We start from the raw sequence: 17364 nt of genomic DNA on the forward strand, positions 1-17364 counted from the left end.
AATGAAGACCTGCTCTCCTGTAGGAGCGAGCTTGCTCGCGAAAAACCTTAGAACGCCGCGGGGTATCAGGCTTCCCGCGTTATCGTTGACGATCTTCGCGAGCAAGCTCGCTCCTACAGGGGTTGAGTGGCAGTCTTGATTATTTCAAGCTACCGGAGAGGAACTGCTGCAACCGCTCGGACTGCGGGTTCACCAGCACTTCCCTCGGGTTGCCGCGCTCTTCGACAATGCCTTTGTGCAGGAACACCAACTGGTTCGACACTTCACGAGCAAAGCCCATTTCGTGGGTGACCACCACCATGGTGCGGCCTTCCTGGGCCAGGTCCTGCATGACCTTGAGCACTTCGCCCACCAGCTCAGGGTCGAGCGCCGAAGTCGGCTCGTCGAACAGCATCACCTCAGGCTCCATCGCCAGGGCACGGGCGATTGCCACGCGCTGCTGCTCGCCGCCGGACATGTGGCCGGGGAACGCATCCTTGCGATGGCCCACGCCGACCTTGGCCAGGTAGTGCTCGGCCTTTTCACGGGCTTCTTTCTTCGACACGCCCAGCACATGCACCGGCGCTTCCATCACGTTTTCAATCGCGGTCATGTGCGACCACAGGTTGAAATGCTGGAACACCATGGACAGGCGCGAACGCATGCGCTGCAGTTGTTTGGGGTCGGCGGCCTTCATCGCGCCGTCTTTGGTCGCGACCAGTTTCAGCTCTTCGTTGTTGAGCAGGATCTTGCCGGCGTGGGGCTGCTCCAGCAGGTTGATGCAGCGCAAAAACGTACTTTTGCCCGAACCACTGGAGCCGATGATGCTGATCACATCACCAGCTGCGGCGGCCAGGGACACGCCCTTGAGCACTTCATGACTGCCATAGCGTTTATGCAGGTCTTGGACTTCAAGCTTGTACATGCGGTCGGTTCTCACAAAAACAGGTGGTCAGTCGTTGAGCAAGCGCCCGTGACGCAGCGCTTCGCGCCCCGCCACCTTGGCCAGCCAGAAACCCGCTTGGGCATAACGCAGCCGTTCAACGGCAAACAATACCCCCGACGTACCGGCGTGAATCACGCTCACGCGGTCTTGCAGGGGGTCAATCACTTCAAAAATCGGCTCGCCCTTTTCTACCCAGTCACCGGCCTTACGCAGGTAACTGATCACCCCGGCGTGGGGCGCGAACAGCAATTCGGTGCCTTCGAACGGCATGCCTTCGCACGCTTCGTGTTGCGGCGCCGGCCATTCGCCCTTGATCAGGCCTTGCTCGGCCAGAAACGCCAGGATGCCTTCAGCGTGGAAGACCGCTTCATCGCGGCCGGTGTCAGCCTGGCCGCCCAACTCCAGCGTTGTCGCCAGACAGGCCAGCGGAATCTGTGCGTCGGGAAACGCGCGCGACAAACGCAGCCAGGGCAACGAACAGGCTTCATCGAACGAACTGCCGCCGGAATCTTCCGCGAGCAGGCCGACCTTCACATTCAAATGCGCCGACAGCGAGCGCCACTGCGGCCAGTGCTGGGGCAGTGCGTACATGTGCAGCGCGGCCTCGGCGTCGCAATGCAGGTCGAGCACCACGTCGGCGGTGCAGGCATGGCTGAGCAGGATACGTTGCATGCCTTGCAACTGGCTGCCTGGCGCGGGCAAGGCCGTGAGCACATCGCTCATGGCCTGGCGAATCATGCGCACATTGGCGTGGGGGTCATCGCCCAGCTTGCCTTGCAGCCGCTCGGCCACCGGTTCGCTCAGCTCAACGAAATCGCGGTTGAAATTCTTGCCGCTGCCCACCTCGAAACGGCCCTGATGACTGCCTTGCAGCAACTGGCCCAAGCCCATCGGGTTGGCCACCGGTACCAACTCGATCACGCCGTTCAGCGCGCCTTGCTGTTCCAGTTCGGTGAGGCGCTTTTTCAGCTCCCAGGCCGCGCGCATGCCGGGTAATTCATCGGCATGCAGGCTGGCCTGGATATAGGCCTTGCGCTCGCCACTGCCGAAACGAAACACGCTCAGCTGGCGTTCGCAGCCCAGGTGACCCCAGGGCAACAGGTGATCGATACGTTCCATATCAATGCTTCCGTGGAGCCAGGTAGCTCAGCCAGCGGCGCTCGGCCAACTTGAACAGGCGCACCAGGATGAATGTCAGGCACAGGTAGAATACGCCGGCGGTGATATAGGCTTCGAACGGCAGGTAATACTGGGCGTTCACCGTGCGCGCGGCACCGGTGATATCGATCAGGGTGACGATGGAGGCCAGGCTGGTGGTCTGCAGCATCATGATCACTTCGTTGCTGTACTGCGGCAGCGCGCGGCGCAGGGCCGACGGCAACAGGATGCGGCGGTACAGCTTGTAGCGCGACATGCCCATGGCCTTGGCCGCTTCGATCTCGCCATTGGGCGTGGCCTTGAGGCTACCGGCGATGATCTCGGCGGTGTAGGCGCTGGTGTTGATCGCAAACGCCAGGCACGCACAGAACGTAGCGCTGGACAGCAGCGGCCACAGGAAGCTTTCCCGCACCGCTTCGAACTGGGCCAGCCCGTAGTAGATCAAAAACAGCTGCACCAGCATCGGCGTGCCGCGAATCACATAGGTGTACAGCCACGCCGCACCATTGACGATCGGCTGCTTGGACACGCGCATCAGGCCCAGGGGCAAGGCAGCGAGCAGGCCGAAGAACAGCGCGATGGCGAGCAGTTTGAGGGTGGTCAGCAGGCCGCCGAGGTACAGCGGCATGGCCTCCCAGATGACGTTGTAGTCGAAGATCATAGATCAGCCGCCCTTACGCCTACCGAGTAGCGCTTCTCAAGGTAGCGCAGGGCCAGCAACGACACGCTGGTAATCACCAGGTACATCGCTGCCACTGCGAGGAAGAAGGTAAAAGGCTCGCGGGTGGCGTCGGCCGCCTGCTTGGCCTTGAACATCATGTCTTGCAGGCCCACCACTGAAATCAGCGCAGTCGCCTTGGTCAGAACCAGCCAGTTGTTGGTGAAACCGGGGATCGCCAGCCGAATCATCTGCGGCACCATCACCCGGAAAAACACCTGGAAGCTGCTCATGCCATACGCCAGGCCGGCTTCAGCCTGCCCCTTGGGAATGGCCATGAAGGCGCCGCGGAAGGTTTCCGACAGGTAGGCGCCAAAGATGAAACCCAGGGTGCCGATACCGGCGGCCAGGGGGTTCAGGTCGATATAGTCGTCGTAGCCGAGCAGCGGCGCGACGCGGTTGAGCAGGTCCTGACCGCCGTAGAAAATCAGCAGGATCAGCACCAGGTCGGGGATCCCGCGGATCACCGTGGAGTACAAGTCACCCAGCCAGGCCAACCAGCGCACCGGCGACAGGCGTAACGCGACCCCGATCAGACCCAGAACAATGGCCAGGGCCATGGACGACAAGGCGAGCTGAAGCGTCAACCATGCGCCATCGAGGATAACGGCCCCGTAGCCTTTCAACATGATTCAGGTCCTCGAAAAGGGGGATGAAAAAATGGCGCAAACTTCAGAGTGTTCTGTTGCTTGCGCCATTTCAGACAGACAGCTGCGACGATTTACTTGGCTTCAGGCCCGTAAATGTCGAAGTTGAAGTACTTGTCCTGGATTTTCTTGTACTCGCCGTTGGCACGGATCGCGGTGATAGCGGCGTTGATACGGTCCAGGTTTTCCTGGTCGCCCTTGCGTACCGCGATGCCTACGCCGTCGCCGAAGTATTTGACGTCGGTGAACGATGGGCCAGTGAACGCGTAGCCTTTGCCGGCGGGGGTGTCGAGGAAACCTTCCTGCAAAAGGGTGGCGTCAGCCACGGTGCCGTCGAGGCGACCGGCTTCCACGTCCAGGTAGATTTCGTTCTGCGAGCTGTAAGGCACAACCGTGGCACCTTTGGGAGCCAGCACTTCCTTGGCGAAACGATCGTGGATCGAACCGCGCTGCACACCAATCTTCTTGCCCTTGAGTTCATCCAGGCTGTCGCTGACCGTGGTGCCTTCCTTCAACACCAGGCGCGCCGGCGTCAGGTAGTAGCGGTTGGTGAAGTCAACGGACTTCTTGCGGTCTTCCGTGATGGACATGGACGACAGGATCGCGTCGATCTTGCGCACTTTCAGCGCCGGGATCAGGCCGTCGAATTCCTGCTCGACCCAGGTGCACTTCACGTCCATCTGCTTGCACAGGGCGTTGCCGATGTCGTAGTCAAAACCGACGATGCTGCCATCCGGCGCCTTCGAGGCAAACGGAGGGTAAGCGGCTTCAATACCAATCTTCAGTGGCTTGCCTTCGGCGAAAGCCTGCATGGACAGCACGGACAGCGCCAGGGCGCCCAACAGCACGAGTTTCTTCATCTTGGGACTCCATCGGTATAGGGCAAAACAGCAGTATGAGCCATGGCCCACGATGCGGCGAAGGTGAAACCGAATAGCGTTGCAGCGTCCTGCGCCAGAGAGTGCCAGCGACGACGAGCGAGTGATCGGCATTCTAACGACAGGCGGAAAGCCGATATTTCCTCAATGCGACAACAATTTACAGAAGCATCGAGAAAGCGGTTCCAGCCCATTGACAGCCTCTGGATTTTATGCAGAGACAAAAGATATTAAACCAGCTAATGCTGCAAATTGCGGGCCTATTATTCGCAAACCCTTCTGGCACGGCAAGTGTGGCGTTTAATCTTATTTGCGGGGGTGTCTGAAACGCGGTTTTTCGAGGCACGGACGTAGCCGTTCGCCTCATGCCAGGGCGCAGGGTTACACATTTGCGTTCGACGGTAACATTCAGAAATGTCCTACTGCGCAAATCGATATTTATTGGCTTGTTGGTTATGCAGGTCTGCCAGACCACCCTCTGCACATGCCTTGAAATGCAATCCAAATGTGGGAGGGGGCTTGCCCCCGATAGCGGTGTGCCAGCTGATACATGCTCCACTGACCCACTGCCATCGGGGGTAAGCCCCCTCCCACAAGGGACCTTCACTGTGTGCAGGATCCCATAAAAAAGCCCCACCCGGCCTGCGCCGAATGGGGCTCTGTCCCACCTACCCCGCTTTATGCGACGTTCATGGTCTTGTGCGTCTCAATCAACTGCGCAACCACACCCGGGTCGGCCAGGGTGGAGATATCCCCCAGCCCGTCATATTCAGCCGTGGCAATCTTGCGCAGAATCCGCCGCATGATTTTCCCCGAGCGCGTCTTCGGCAAGCCCGGCGCCCACTGGATCACGTCCGGCGAAGCAATCGGGCCGATCTCCTTGCGCACCCAGTTCTTCAACTCCAGGCGCAGTTGCTCGCTGGGCTCTTCGCCGCCGATCAAGGTGACGTAGACGTAAATGCCCTGCCCCTTGATGTCATGCGGCACCCCCACCACCGCCGCTTCGGCGACTTTCGGGTGGGCGACCATGGCGCTTTCGATCTCGGCGGTGCCCATGCGGTGGCCGGACACGTTGAGCACGTCGTCCACACGCCCGGTGATCCAGTAGTAACCGTCCTCGTCACGTCGCGCACCGTCACCGGTGAAGTACATGCCGCGGAAGGTCTTGAAGTAGGTGTCGACGAAACGGTCATGGTCGCCAAACAGCGTACGCGCCTGGCCCGGCCACGAATCGAGGATCACCAGGTTGCCTTCGGCCGCACCTTCGATCAGGTTGCCCAGGTTGTCCACCAGCGCCGGCACCACGCCAAAGAACGGACGCGCGGCCGAACCCGGCTTGAGCGCATGGGCACCCGGCAACGGGCTCATCATGTTGCCGCCAGTTTCGGTCTGCCACCAGGTGTCGACAATCGGGCAACGGGATTGGCCGACATTCTTGTAGTACCAGTCCCAGGCTTCCGGGTTGATCGGCTCGCCCACCGAACCCAGCAGGCGCAGGCTGCTGCCGTCGGCGCCTTCGCAGGCGGCGGTGCCCGAGGCCATCATCGCGCGAATCGCGGTCGGCGCGGTGTAGAGGACGTTGACCTTGTGCTTGTCGACGATCTTCGCCACCCGCGTGATATCCGGGTAGTTCGGCACACCTTCGAACAGCAGCGTGGTCGCGCCGTTAGCCAGCGGGCCATAAACGATGTAGGTGTGGCCGGTGACCCAGCCGACGTCGGCGGTGCACCAGTAGATTTCGCCCGGGCGGTAGTCGAACACGCGCTCATGGGTCAGGGCTGCATACAGCAGATAGCCGCCGGTGGTGTGCTGCACGCCCTTGGGCTTGCCGGTGGAGCCGGAGGTGTAGAGGATGAACAGCGCTTCTTCGGCGCCCATCTCCTTGGGCGCACACACGGTGCCCGCCACTTTCATCAGGTCTTCGTACCAGATGTCGCGATGCTGGTTCCACTTGATCGCGCCATTGGTGCGCTTGCACACGATGACCTTCTGGATGCTGCTGGTTTCCGGGTTGGTCAGGGCGTCATCGACGTTGGCCTTGAGCGGAATCTTCTTACCCGCGCGAATGCCTTCGTCAGCAGTGATCACCACCTTCGACTTACAGTCGATGATACGACCGGCCAGGGCTTCCGGCGAGAAACCACCGAACACCACCGAATGAATCGCCCCGATGCGGGTACAGGCCAGCATGGCGACCACGGCTTCGGGGATCATCGGCATATAGATAGTCACCACATCGCCGCGGTGCACATCCTGGCCGCGCAGGGCGTTGGCGAACTTGCAGACTTGTTCATGCAGTTCGCGGTAGGTGATGTTGCGGCTCTCGGCAGGATCATCGCCCTCCCAGATGATCGCGATCTGGTCGCCACGCTCGGCGAGGTGGCGGTCCAGGCAGTTGTAGGAAACGTTCAGGGTGCCATCGGCAAACCACTTGATGTCGACATGGTGATCGTCGAACGAGGTCTGCTTCACCGTGGTGAAAGGCTTGATCCAGTCGAGACGCTTGGCTTGCTCGCGCCAGAAACCATCGGGATTGACCACCGACTGCTGGTACATCGCCTTGTAGGTCGCCTCGTCGGTCAGCGTGTTGGCTGCTACTTCGGGACGAACGGGGTACAGGGAAGCCGCACTCATCTTTCTTACCTCGGTGACAATAGTTGTTGTTGTATGGCCCCTGTTGTAGCCGGGGTAGGCCTATAGAACCATTCGACGATGGTAGTAACAAGACCCTACAAATTGCCCAGCTATGCCGGTATCCCGCTCTGGCCCGGGTCCTGTGGCGCTTGGCGGCCTGCTGAAAAAACCTCCATCGAGGGATTGTTACAAAAACCGTCAAAAGTGTTTATCAAAACCACGGGTATATGAATATAACCCGGGCGCCTAAAATCAACTCCGCCAACCAAGGCACTCTGATTAACACCGTAACAGCCCCCACGAAGGCAACGTTAATCCGAACTTCCCAACTTTCAAGTGACACACGTGGCCTCACAAGGGCCCGTGACCCCTTTCGCCCTGAAGAAGGTAAATAGAGAAATGAAAGCTTTAGTAGTATTAGCCCTCAGCAGCCTGTGCGCCACCGCCGCCCTGGCCGACGAAGCCCCGACGGAGCTGGCTGGCGGCAACGCGCCGATTGTCGAGGACTACACCTACAGCACCCACCTGGACGTCGCCAAAGTAGTGTCCATGAGTGATATTCCACAAGTGTGTGAAGTTGTACCGGTGAAGATGGAATATGAAGACTCGCAAGGTCAGCGTCATATTCTTAATTATCATGTGATGGGCAATGGTTGCTCTAACGGATAATCGGTTTTCAAGTTGGATGCTTAATGCCGCAAGAAATCGCTCTTGCGGCCAAGGCCCGACCGTTGAAACACCGCGATCAAAATGTGGGAGGGGGCTTGCTCCCGATAGCGTCAGCCGCCGCACCCACCTTATAAAGCCCTGCCTGCGCCCCCCTATAAAAACCCTCACACCGCCCGTCAAAAAAATCCAATCCCGGCAAAGCCTCGCAAACACACGCTTTGGCCGTAAACCACGCTAATTTGGCGCCTGCAAGTGACCATCCGCCGCAACACAAACCCGTTTTTTTCCCTATAATGCGCGGGTAAATCGGGCCTGCAATATCCCTTTACACAGGGATGAAGAGCCAGACCTGAGGCCTCCGCTGGAGCCTGCACCTACCGCTCCGCACCTCAAGCCTCATGCAGTACCCGTTACGCAATTTCCGTTTATTTGCCTGCGCGAGCTGCTGCAACAAACGATTCCTTAAGATCCACCGCGGCCTCAGGGCCGTGTGAACACCCCACCATCCGGTTTCACACGGGCACCTTTGAGCCCTCACGCAGGAGACGACACGTCATGCTGAGCTGGGACGAATTCGACAAAGAAGAAGAAGGCGAAGTAGCCGCTAAAGGCGCCAACGCCGGCCACGCCACCGAAGCCAACATGGACCGCCTCGACGGAGCCGGCGCCGCCGCCGCCATCGAAGCCCGCGCCGTCACCGCCAGTGATTCGGCCGCCATCGCACGCGCCAAGGCCGAACTGGACAAACTCGACGTCGCCGAAGGCCTCGCCGAACTCGAAGGCGCCTCCGCCCGCGTCGCCGTTGACGAAAAGCGCATGATCAACTGCCGCGCCGACCTCAACCAGCTCGTACCCTTCAAGTACGACTGGGCCTGGCAGAAATACCTCGACGGCTGCGCCAACCACTGGATGCCGCAAGAGGTCAACATGACCGCCGACATCGCCCTGTGGAAAAACCCCGAAGGCCTGACCGACGACGAACGTCGCATCGTCATGCGCAACCTCGGCTTCTTCTCCACCGCCGACTCCCTGGTCGCTAACAACCTGGTGCTGGCCGTGTACCGCCTGATCACCAACCCCGAGTGCCGCCAGTACATCCTGCGCCAGGCCTTCGAAGAAGCGATCCATACCCACGCCTACCAATACTGCATCGAATCGTTGGCCATGGATGAAGGCGAGATCTTCAACATGTACCACGAGATCCCATCGGTCGCTAAAAAGGCCGCCTGGGGCTTGAAGTACACCCGCTCGATCTCCGATCCGAAGTTCGAAACCGGCACCGTCGACACCGACAAAGAGCTGCTGCGCAACCTGGTTGCCTACTATTGCGTGCTGGAAGGCATCTTCTTCTACTGCGGCTTCACCCAGATCCTGTCCATGGGCCGCCGCAACAAAATGACCGGCGTGGCCGAGCAGTTCCAGTACATCCTGCGCGATGAGTCGATGCACCTGAACTTCGGCATCGATGTGATCAACCAGATCAAAATCGAAAACCCGCACTTGTGGGATGCCGAGATGAAGGAAGAAGCGACCCAGATGATTCTGCAGGGCACGCAGTTGGAGATTGAATATGCGCGGGATACCATGCCTCGCGGTGTTCTCGGTATGAACGCGGCGATGATGGAGGATTACCTCAAGTTCATCGCTAACCGTCGCCTGTCGCAGATTGGGTTGAAGGAAGAGTATCCGGGGACGACGAATCCGTTCCCTTGGATGAGCGAGATTATGGACTTGAAGAAAGAGAAGAATTTCTTTGAGACTCGGGTGATTGAGTATCAGACGGGTGGGGCGTTGAGCTGGGATTAGTTATAAAGAAAAATAGCATTTGGCCAATGCTGACCAATGAGGTTGGTAAGCCCTGATTACCAGGGCTTACTTACCCGAATTCAAAAGACTTTAAACCACCCCTCCACCACTCAAAATAGCGTTCAGCCGAACCAACTCACTCTCAAGAAAGTCATTTCGCTCGGCCAATTTAGAATTTTCACCTAACAGAAAACTTTTCGATGGCTTTTTAGGGTCATGATACACACCCAAATCAAAAACCAACTCCACCTCATCTTTGTAGGGCATTAAAGGCTGGTATAGTTGGTAAAAAGCTCGTCCCACCGCTCCTCTAAAGAGCTCGAGTTCTGGACGTTTTGATCCCGCTGATAAAATATGGTCAGTAGCAATTCCAGGATAGGGATCTATATAAACAATTTTCTTTAGCCCAAGCTGATATGCCTTTTTTGCACAAAGTTCGCACGGGCTAGCTGTAGTGAACAATATTCCGCCCGAAAGTCTTTGTCCTCCAAACTTAGATATTTGCATAAATGCGTTTTCTTCAGCATGTAAAGATCGGGTATGAACTTGGTTTTTCTCACCCTCTATCTCATTTTGTATACCCTTAAAACAGTAAGATAGATTCCTATCCCCCTGTCCACTCCTGGCGATTATTTTGGAAAACTTATTACTCAATGCAGCTCTAAACTTAGGATCCTTTTGCTCGTAATCACTGTAGTCCTCTTTATTTAACCCCAGCAATAAGTCCTCTGCACTTCTCAATATACAGGGTGTCTGCCCCTGAGGCGTGCTATTCCAACCGACTGATTTAATACTATAAGACTCATCTGTTACAACCGCCCCAACTTGTCTAGATATACAGCCAGAATTTTGCTTTGCCGTATACGCTATCTGCATACAGTTTTCTAAAGACGTAGGCATTATAATTCCCGGCCTAGCCATCAGCGTTACATACCAAGCCAACTGACTCACTAAATCATTGTGATTAAATTCACTGCCCTTAGAGTTATGAATGTGAACATCAGAATTTTCTATACATTCCTGCATATTTTGCGCAATGAATCTCTCTGCTCCTGAGAGCTTACTGGGATATTCTTTAGCGTCTATCTCAGCAATCACTTCAATTGAAAGCTTTCGAAATTCTCGCAAACTACGACGCCTTTCAACATCTGTCGTATTAATAGAGAACAAATAAAAATTCGCATATCTGCGCTTTAGAAAGAATGCCTCGTAAGGACTCCTAATCGCATCAATCACGATGCGGCAAGGCAAACCATCCAATTTCGTTTTAGCTCGAACAACCTTAATAATAAAATTAATATGTTTAGGAAAATTAAATATTTCCCCCGCAAAAAATCTCGATTCATCAGCTCGCGCTGACGCTCTTATATTGTCGCCAGTCTTTTGGTAAAGCCGAGTAAAATTTGCGCCACCTAAAACAACTCTCAACTTATCAGTTATTATCGGCAACTCTTCCAGGTAAAGATCAAACCAATCTAAAACGTGATTTGAAGCAAGCACCCCATAGGTCAAATTAAGTTTAACCACCTTTTTTCTTACCGCATGAAAAATCTTGGATGCCGCAACTATATCTTGCCTAGAAAAGTCGGGGAAAAAATTCGCCAAATAACTGCTAAATGCACGAACTGAGAGAATAGATAAATGATATGTAATAATACAGCTCACCTCAATTCTATAAAATGGTTGCCAGCCGCTTCCATCAATATATCTTTTTATGATCCTATGCTTTTTTAATTCATTGGCAGTTAACCCTTCATAACCTTCAGCAGGAACATTTATCTCACCAGAAGATAATATTTTAGCTGCGGTAGTACATCCGGATCCTGTACGACCAGTCAAGCCAATTATGAGAAAATTCTTTGTCTCTTTATATATATTATCAATTGCTGACGCAGTACTACTTTCCATAGATTCCTCGTTACACAGCAATTCGTTGAGAACACGATCTGAAAAAGTGGCAAATGGCCGCTAGATCATAGATCACGTATTGCACGTCTGCGCAGAAAAAAGGAAATTTCTTACTTATTTGCATCCCGTGGGGAGTTGTTTGTAGTCTTGGTTTACAGCTAGCCTCATCTCAGGTGCCTAAGAAACGCCCAACGTAGAAGCAACCCTCATGCACAGTCAACAATCCGGCGGGCCTCAGCTCCTGCGGAACTCATACTGCGTTGAGGCGATGCCCGTTGGAATTTCTTTAATCCACGCTCTACGTTGGGCCAAGCCCTTCCATAAAACACGTAGAGGTCATAGAAATGCGTAGTCAATACCTGCTCGACTCATCTGCCAACGAGAGGGTAGTGATACCTGATCCATTCATTGCCACCGTCTTCACTCGTTATACCCATCCATTACATGCCCTTCTTTTAGAAAACCAGCCTTGGTTTTGTGCCCGCGATCTTGGGCGGTTGATGGGCTGGTATCTGGATGAGCGAACGACTCGCAAGCTCGATGAAGACCAGCGAAGAACGGTAACCCTACTGTTCCACGGTCAACCGGAAGAAATGCTGATGATCAGCGAATCCGGCGCTTACGCGCTGCTGGTCTATCACTACACACCGGGGAATCGCCTGTTACGCAGCTGGCTCACTCATGAAGTGGTTCCAACATTGCGAGATGAGCGTCAGCCACGAACGGTAGAGAGACCGTTGCTGAGCATGCTGGATTGGCCGGAGATGTCTTTGAACTTGCTGCATTGGCAGGACGAAGGCTGGATTAGGCTGCGGGATATGCCTTACCTGTTGGTCAACCGGACCCATCGGCTACAGTTCTCAAAAACTCCGTGGTGGCGCAAGCTCATGCAGCCTTTCCGAATTAAGCAGCGAATTTGCTGACGAACACGACAGTCAACTCCGACCAATCCGTAGGAAATTTCGTAGACGCAGTAATGGCTACTCAGTATCGTCCGAGGGTTTTCTACCCTCGGCGGCTGTATGGATACGCAAAAAGGTAATACCGGATGGAGCGACGAGGAGCTTGAAGCTTCCGTCGATGCTTATCTCAAGATGTTGAAGCTGGAGGATGCTGGCCAGCCTTATAAAAAATCAGTCGAACACGAGCTTTTACGTTCCGGTGCGCTGAGCGCGAGGTCTTCAGCGTCAGTCGACTATCGCATGCGCAATATTTCCGCCGTATTCGAAACCCTGAATCAGAAACCGATTGCTGGTTACACAGCTGCAAATAATGTCGGCTCAAGAATCGTCTCTCGTATCGTCCGAATACTTGCGCAGCGGGGAGTCGTTGAATCTCAAGACAGCGCCCCAACGTTTGACGAAGAGTTACTTGAGCGGCGTGCAGCGAAGCTTCAAAGCAAACCTATCAAGACCAAGCCCGAAGGCATCACTACGCCGCAACAAGTCAGTACCGCCAGCACATCCTACGTGCGCGATCCGGAAGTGCGGGCTTGGGTACGTCAGCAGGCAGCAGGTGTTTGTGAAGGCTGTGGCCTACATGCACCGTTCACGCTAGACAACGGCCAGCCATTTCTTGAAGTACATCACGTCAAGCACCTCGCCCAGAAGGGTTCGGATCGCATCACCAATGCTGTAGCCTTGTGCCCCAATTGCCATCAGCGTTGTCACCGGTCGAGCGATCGGGATGCCTTCACCGAGGGGCTTTACGCCAAAGTCGGAAGATTGGCACGGGAGTAGACTCCTGCTGTCACACCTGATGCACATTCGAAAAAATACTAGATAGGACCGAGGCCAACCCGTGAACCCAGACATGCTCGAAGCCGGCCCCATCGACGCCAAAGTACTCTCCGTCTTTGACTTCGACGGCACCCTCACCCACCACGACAGTTTCGTGCCGTTCCTCAAGTTTGCCTTTGGCACTGGCGCGTTTTATGGCCGGATGGTGAAGCTGGCCGTGCCGGGGCTGCGTTTTTTGGTGCGGCAGATCAGCCGGGATGAGTTGAAGGCGCAGTTGATCCGCACCTTTATGACCGGGGTGGAAAAGGCGTGGGTGCAGCAGAAGGCCGAGGAGTATTGCCAGCGCAATTGGGCGCGGTTGATGCGTCCGGCGGGGGTGTTGTCGGTGGAGCAGGAGTTGGGCTCGGGCGCGGTGGTGACGCTGTGTTCGGCGTCGCCGGCGTTGGTGTTGCAGCCGTTTGCCGATCGGCTGGGGATCCGCTTGATCGGGACTGAGCTTGAGGTGGTGGACGGGGTGCTGACCGGTAAGCTCACGGGGAATAATTGCCGCTGTGAGAACAAGGTGCTGCGGCTTGAAGCGGTGTATGGGGACCTGGGGGAGTATCGGCTCAGGGCCTGGGGCGATACTCGTGGGGATCGGGAGTTGCTGGCGGCGGCGCAGGATGCGCATTTTCGGCATTTTCATGCGAAGAAGAAAAGGCGGGCTCGGTTGCAGCGGTGATGCGCCGTCTAGACGAACAGCGAAAAGCTTTCCGGCCCCTCAACTTTCTGAAATAGCCGGGTGAACTCTACCACCGGGTTACGTAGCGTACGGAGGGGCTGTGAAACAGACCTCGTCGGTTGCTTATCGGCTCTTGGCCGAATCGTAGACAGTGCTACGTTCCCGCTTACCCACCGCTAATACGAGGATGACTATTCGATCGTCCTCAACACGGTAGACCAGCCGAAAGCCGGCACCACGTAATTTGATTTTGTAGCAATCCTTCATTCCATAAAGCGCGTCAGCTGGAACCCGCGGGTGATCTTGGCGCTCCTGAAGTTTGCGCAAAAACTGATGACGAATTGTACCGTCCAGTTTCTTGAGTTCCTTTAACGCCTTCGGATCCCACTCAATACTAAACTCAATGCCCATTGGCGATATCCGCCTCTGCCTCAGCAATCAGCTCATCAAGGGACACCCGAATCGGTGCCTCCTTGGCGTCCAGCCTCTCCTTGACCAATTGCACCAGTTCCAGCTCATCAAGGCGCTCAACCATCGCCTCGTATACGCTAGCCGGGACCATATAACCCATCACGCGATTATGGTTGAGGACAGCCACCGCCGAGCCGTTGGCTCCGTTCATGACGGATGAAGGGTTCTTTTTGAGTTCGGATACGCTGACGGCCACGTCAGCCAAAACAAGTTGCATGGAGATCTCTCCTTTTAAAACAGGTCGTTATTTTGGTCTTTTTTTCGCTTACTCACAAGCGGCTGACGGAGAGGTTCCTTGAAGTGATTTTTGTTTGATGCATAGACACCCTCCTACGGGATGTTGAAGACAATAGGCTTGCCGCCTATGCAGAAAATATGTCGCTACAAATAGCGCGCTCGCCAGCTAGAACGCGGTGATCCCATCGCAGCCTCGCTAAAGCTCCACCCCTCCCACATTTGATCTTTGGCGGGGCTTAGAGCGGCGTCTTCAGGTCCACGCCCAGCGCCGTGGCGAAGGCTTTCACCATCGGGCTTCTTGGCGCGTTGTGGCGCAGGATCAGGTTGAACGCGGTGCTCAGGTGGACCCGCTCCGGGCACAGTACGCGCAGGCGCCCTTCCCTTACCAACGGCGCGGCGTAGTGTTCCGGTAGAAAGCCCAGGAAGCGGCCGGTGAGGATCAGGATGGCGACGGCTTCCACTTGGGAGGCCGAGGCCGACTGGCTGTCGTGGTTGACGAAGTTGGGCTTGTCTCGGTGGATGGCGTAGCGGTGGTTGACCACTTCGTATTGGCGCAGTACCTCGGGCGGGATGTCGTTTGCGGTGAACAGCGGATGTCCTACGGCGCAGTAGGCGTGGGCCTTTTCTTCGTAGAGTGGGAAGTAGTCGAACTCTTCGCGGCGTTGGTACACCGGGACGATGCCGGCGACCAGGCGCCCTTCCACGACGCCGCGTTCAACTTCATCCAATTGCGAGGCGTGCAGGCGCAATCTGATCTTTGGCGATTCGCTGTGCAAGGTGCGCAAGGCGGCAATAAGCGGCGAGTTAATGTCGGAGACGGTGTTATCAATAACGCCCACACTAAGGTCACCAATCAGCTCGTTTTGCGCTGAACTAAGCTTGTCGCGAAAACTGTCCACTGAGGTAAATAACTCAATGGACGCTTGATACACCAACTTGCCTTCTTCGGTCAGCCCGAAGCCTTCCCGGCCGCGTGTGCACAGGCGCATGCCGATGCGAATCTCGAGGTCGGAGATCTGTTTGCTGATGGCCGCCAGGCCCACGTTCAGTTCGTTTTGCGCGGCACTGAAACCGCCGGCCTCGACCACGGCCATGAATACCCGCAGCAACTTGAAGTCCAGCCCGCTCAGTTGCAGTGGTGGTCTTGTGCCGGGTTTGGGGGGCAGGTTTCCAGAAGTGGAAAGTGGGGTTTCCATAATGCGCGTTGACCTCGAGTGCCATATTCAACAGGCTTGAACCCAATCCTTGAACATAGCCAGGCGGCGATAATGAACATAAACATCCGCCCTTGGCAACCTTGAATACGGCGCGTCAGACGCCGGTTCCAACGCGTTGAAATTTTCTTGTTACTGCCTCCGACTCTTCTAAAAACAAGCGTGAGGAATACCCATGTCCCAGCCCACCGACCGCCTTTGGGGCGCTCGTTTCAAGACCGGTCCGTCTGCGGCATTGGCCGCGTTGTCACGCTGCCCCGAGCGTTATTTTCGCCTCACACCCTACGACCTGGCCGGCTCCCGTGCCCATGCCCGTGAGTTGCAGCGCGCCGGGTTGCTGGATGAGTCGGAGACCCTGCGCACGCTGGAAGCCCTGGACCGTATCGGCGATGACTTCGCCGCCGGCTGCCTGCATCCAACCCTGGATGACGAAGACGTTCACACCTTTATCGAACGCGTATTGACCGAGCGCCTCGGCGCCCTGGGCGGCAAGCTGCGCGCCGGGCGTTCGCGCAATGACCAGACGGCCAACGACCTGCGCCTGTTCCTGCGTGACCATGCGCGCACCATCGCCACCGAGGTGCTGGGGTTGCAGCAGGCATTGGTCGAGCAGGCCGAGCAGCATATTGAGAGCATCTGCCCCGGCTTCACCCATCTGCAGCAGGCGCAGCCGATTGTGTTCGCCCACCACTTGCTGGCCCATGCGCAGTCGATGCTGCGCGATGTGCAGCGCCTGGTGGATTGGGACGCGCGTACGGCGTTGTCGCCCCTCGGCGCGGCGGCGATGGCGGGTTCGGCGATTGCACGCCAGCCGCAGTATTCGGCCAAGGAAATGGGTTACACCGGGCCGTGCGAAAACTCTATCGACGCTGTCGCCAGCCGCGACCATGTCGCGGAGTTTCTGTTTGTGGCGGGCATGCTCGGGGTGAATATTTCGCGGCTGTCGGAGGAATTTTGCCTGTGGTCGTCGCGCCAGTTTCGCTGGGTGGTATTGGATGATGCCTACGCTACCGGTAGCTCGATCATGCCGCAGAAAAAGAACCCGGACATTGCCGAACTGGCGCGCGGCAAGGCCGGGCGTTTGATTGGCAACCTGACCGGGTTGATGTCGACACTCAAGTCGTTGCCGCTGTCGTACAACCGTGATTTGAGCGAAGACAAGCACAGCGTGTTGGACAGTGTGGACACCTTGCTGCTGGTGTTGCCGGCGATGGCCGGGATGGTCGCGACCATGAAGGTGCAGGTCGAAGAGCTGCGGCGGCAGGCGCCGATGGGTTTTACCCTGGCCACTGAGGTGGCGGATTGGCTGGCCACCCGGGGCGTGCCGTTTAAAGAAGCGCATGAGATTACCGGCGCGTTGGTGCAGGCCTGTGAGAAGCATGAGATTGAGTTGTGGGAAGCCTCGCCGGCGATGCTGGCGCAGGTGGATGCGCGACTCACACCTGAGGTGCGCGATTGCTTGACCCTGGAGGCGGCGATTGCGGCGCGCAATGGGTGGGGCGGAACGGCGCCGGAGCGGGTGAAGGAGCAGATTGGGCGGTTGAAGGTGGCGTTGGCTGAGCAGCAGGTATGGGCTGAGAGTTATCAGGGATTCAGGATTTGACGATCGTTCCCACGCTCTGCGTGGAAATGCATCCCG

16 protein-coding genes are annotated in these 17364 nt (G+C 56.5%); 6 read left to right on the forward strand and 10 right to left on the reverse strand.

All coding sequences use genetic code 11. From position 1 onward, the window contains the following. Positions 1–139: 139 nt before the first annotated feature. The 6 genes from BOP93_RS20500 to acs all read right to left on the reverse strand — a co-directional run bounded on the left by BOP93_RS20500 (position 140) and on the right by acs (position 6960). Complete coding sequence (locus BOP93_RS20500) at positions 140–904, reverse strand: ABC transporter ATP-binding protein (protein WP_104504451.1); 765 nt, start codon at positions 902–904, stop codon at positions 140–142. Positions 905–931: 27 nt separating this feature from the next. Beyond that, positions 932–2044 carry a succinylglutamate desuccinylase/aspartoacylase family protein gene (locus tag BOP93_RS20505; protein ID WP_104504452.1) on the reverse strand — a complete coding sequence of 371 codons (1113 nt, stop codon included), beginning with the start codon at positions 2042–2044 and terminating at the stop codon, positions 932–934. Between the two features lies 1 nt (position 2045). After that, positions 2046–2744: an ABC transporter permease gene (locus BOP93_RS20510; protein ID WP_065892692.1), complete on the reverse strand. Its 699-nt coding sequence runs from the start codon at positions 2742–2744 to the stop codon at positions 2046–2048. After that, entirely contained in the window at positions 2741–3430 is a 690-nt protein-coding gene (locus BOP93_RS20515; protein WP_053257623.1) for an ABC transporter permease, read from the reverse strand. The genes BOP93_RS20510 and BOP93_RS20515 overlap by 4 nt, the downstream gene beginning before the upstream one ends. A gap of 92 nt (positions 3431–3522) precedes the next feature. Then, positions 3523–4308: an ABC transporter substrate-binding protein gene (locus BOP93_RS20520; RefSeq protein ID WP_065884419.1), complete on the reverse strand. Its 786-nt coding sequence runs from the start codon at positions 4306–4308 to the stop codon at positions 3523–3525. A gap of 696 nt (positions 4309–5004) precedes the next feature. After that, positions 5005–6960, reverse strand: coding sequence for an acetate--CoA ligase (gene acs, locus BOP93_RS20525; protein ID WP_104504453.1), 1956 nt, complete (start codon positions 6958–6960; stop codon positions 5005–5007). Between the two features lie 399 nt (positions 6961–7359). Here acs and BOP93_RS20530 point away from each other — a divergent pair, with 399 nt between their 5' ends. Then, positions 7360–7629 (forward strand): DUF2790 domain-containing protein, encoded by a 270-nt coding sequence (locus tag BOP93_RS20530; protein WP_065884417.1) that lies wholly within the window; start codon positions 7360–7362, stop codon positions 7627–7629. 555 nt (positions 7630–8184) lie between these two features. Then, positions 8185–9435, forward strand: a complete 1251-nt coding sequence (locus BOP93_RS20535; protein WP_065935234.1) for a ribonucleotide-diphosphate reductase subunit beta — start codon at positions 8185–8187, stop codon at positions 9433–9435. 90 nt (positions 9436–9525) lie between these two features. Here BOP93_RS20535 and BOP93_RS20540 read toward each other — a convergent pair whose 3' ends face one another. Beyond that, positions 9526–11343 carry a deaminase gene (locus tag BOP93_RS20540; protein ID WP_104504454.1) on the reverse strand — a complete coding sequence of 606 codons (1818 nt, stop codon included), beginning with the start codon at positions 11341–11343 and terminating at the stop codon, positions 9526–9528. A 344-nt stretch (positions 11344–11687) separates the two neighbouring features. On the opposite strand from BOP93_RS20540, the gene BOP93_RS20545 reads away from it, so the two are divergent. The 3 genes from BOP93_RS20545 to BOP93_RS20555 all read left to right on the forward strand — a co-directional run bounded on the left by BOP93_RS20545 (position 11688) and on the right by BOP93_RS20555 (position 13803). After that, entirely contained in the window at positions 11688–12266 is a 579-nt protein-coding gene (locus BOP93_RS20545) for a BRO-N domain-containing protein (RefSeq protein ID WP_104504455.1), read from the forward strand. Positions 12267–12365: 99 nt separating this feature from the next. Further along, positions 12366–13082: an HNH endonuclease gene (locus BOP93_RS20550; RefSeq protein WP_104504456.1), complete on the forward strand. Its 717-nt coding sequence runs from the start codon at positions 12366–12368 to the stop codon at positions 13080–13082. Between the two features lie 73 nt (positions 13083–13155). Next, positions 13156–13803: an HAD-IB family hydrolase gene (locus BOP93_RS20555; RefSeq protein ID WP_065887762.1), complete on the forward strand. Its 648-nt coding sequence runs from the start codon at positions 13156–13158 to the stop codon at positions 13801–13803. 123 nt (positions 13804–13926) lie between these two features. Here BOP93_RS20555 and BOP93_RS20560 read toward each other — a convergent pair whose 3' ends face one another. The 3 genes from BOP93_RS20560 to BOP93_RS20570 all read right to left on the reverse strand — a co-directional run bounded on the left by BOP93_RS20560 (position 13927) and on the right by BOP93_RS20570 (position 15707). Further along, positions 13927–14214 (reverse strand): type II toxin-antitoxin system RelE family toxin, encoded by a 288-nt coding sequence (locus BOP93_RS20560; protein WP_420220239.1) that lies wholly within the window; start codon positions 14212–14214, stop codon positions 13927–13929. Further along, entirely contained in the window at positions 14204–14491 is a 288-nt protein-coding gene (locus tag BOP93_RS20565) for a type II toxin-antitoxin system Phd/YefM family antitoxin (RefSeq protein ID WP_065894994.1), read from the reverse strand. The genes BOP93_RS20560 and BOP93_RS20565 overlap by 11 nt, the downstream gene beginning before the upstream one ends. 256 nt (positions 14492–14747) lie before the next feature. Beyond that, the gene (locus BOP93_RS20570; protein WP_104504457.1) at positions 14748–15707 is read right to left on the reverse strand and encodes a LysR family transcriptional regulator; all 960 of its coding nucleotides are present in this window, start codon (positions 15705–15707) and stop codon (positions 14748–14750) included. 193 nt (positions 15708–15900) lie between these two features. On the opposite strand from BOP93_RS20570, the gene argH reads away from it, so the two are divergent. Next, entirely contained in the window at positions 15901–17328 is a 1428-nt protein-coding gene (argH, locus tag BOP93_RS20575) for an argininosuccinate lyase (RefSeq protein ID WP_104504458.1), read from the forward strand. The last annotated feature ends 36 nt before the right edge of the window (positions 17329–17364 follow it).

Source organism: Pseudomonas orientalis (assembly GCF_002934065.1).
Lineage (GTDB): Bacteria > Pseudomonadota > Gammaproteobacteria > Pseudomonadales > Pseudomonadaceae > Aquipseudomonas > Aquipseudomonas orientalis_A.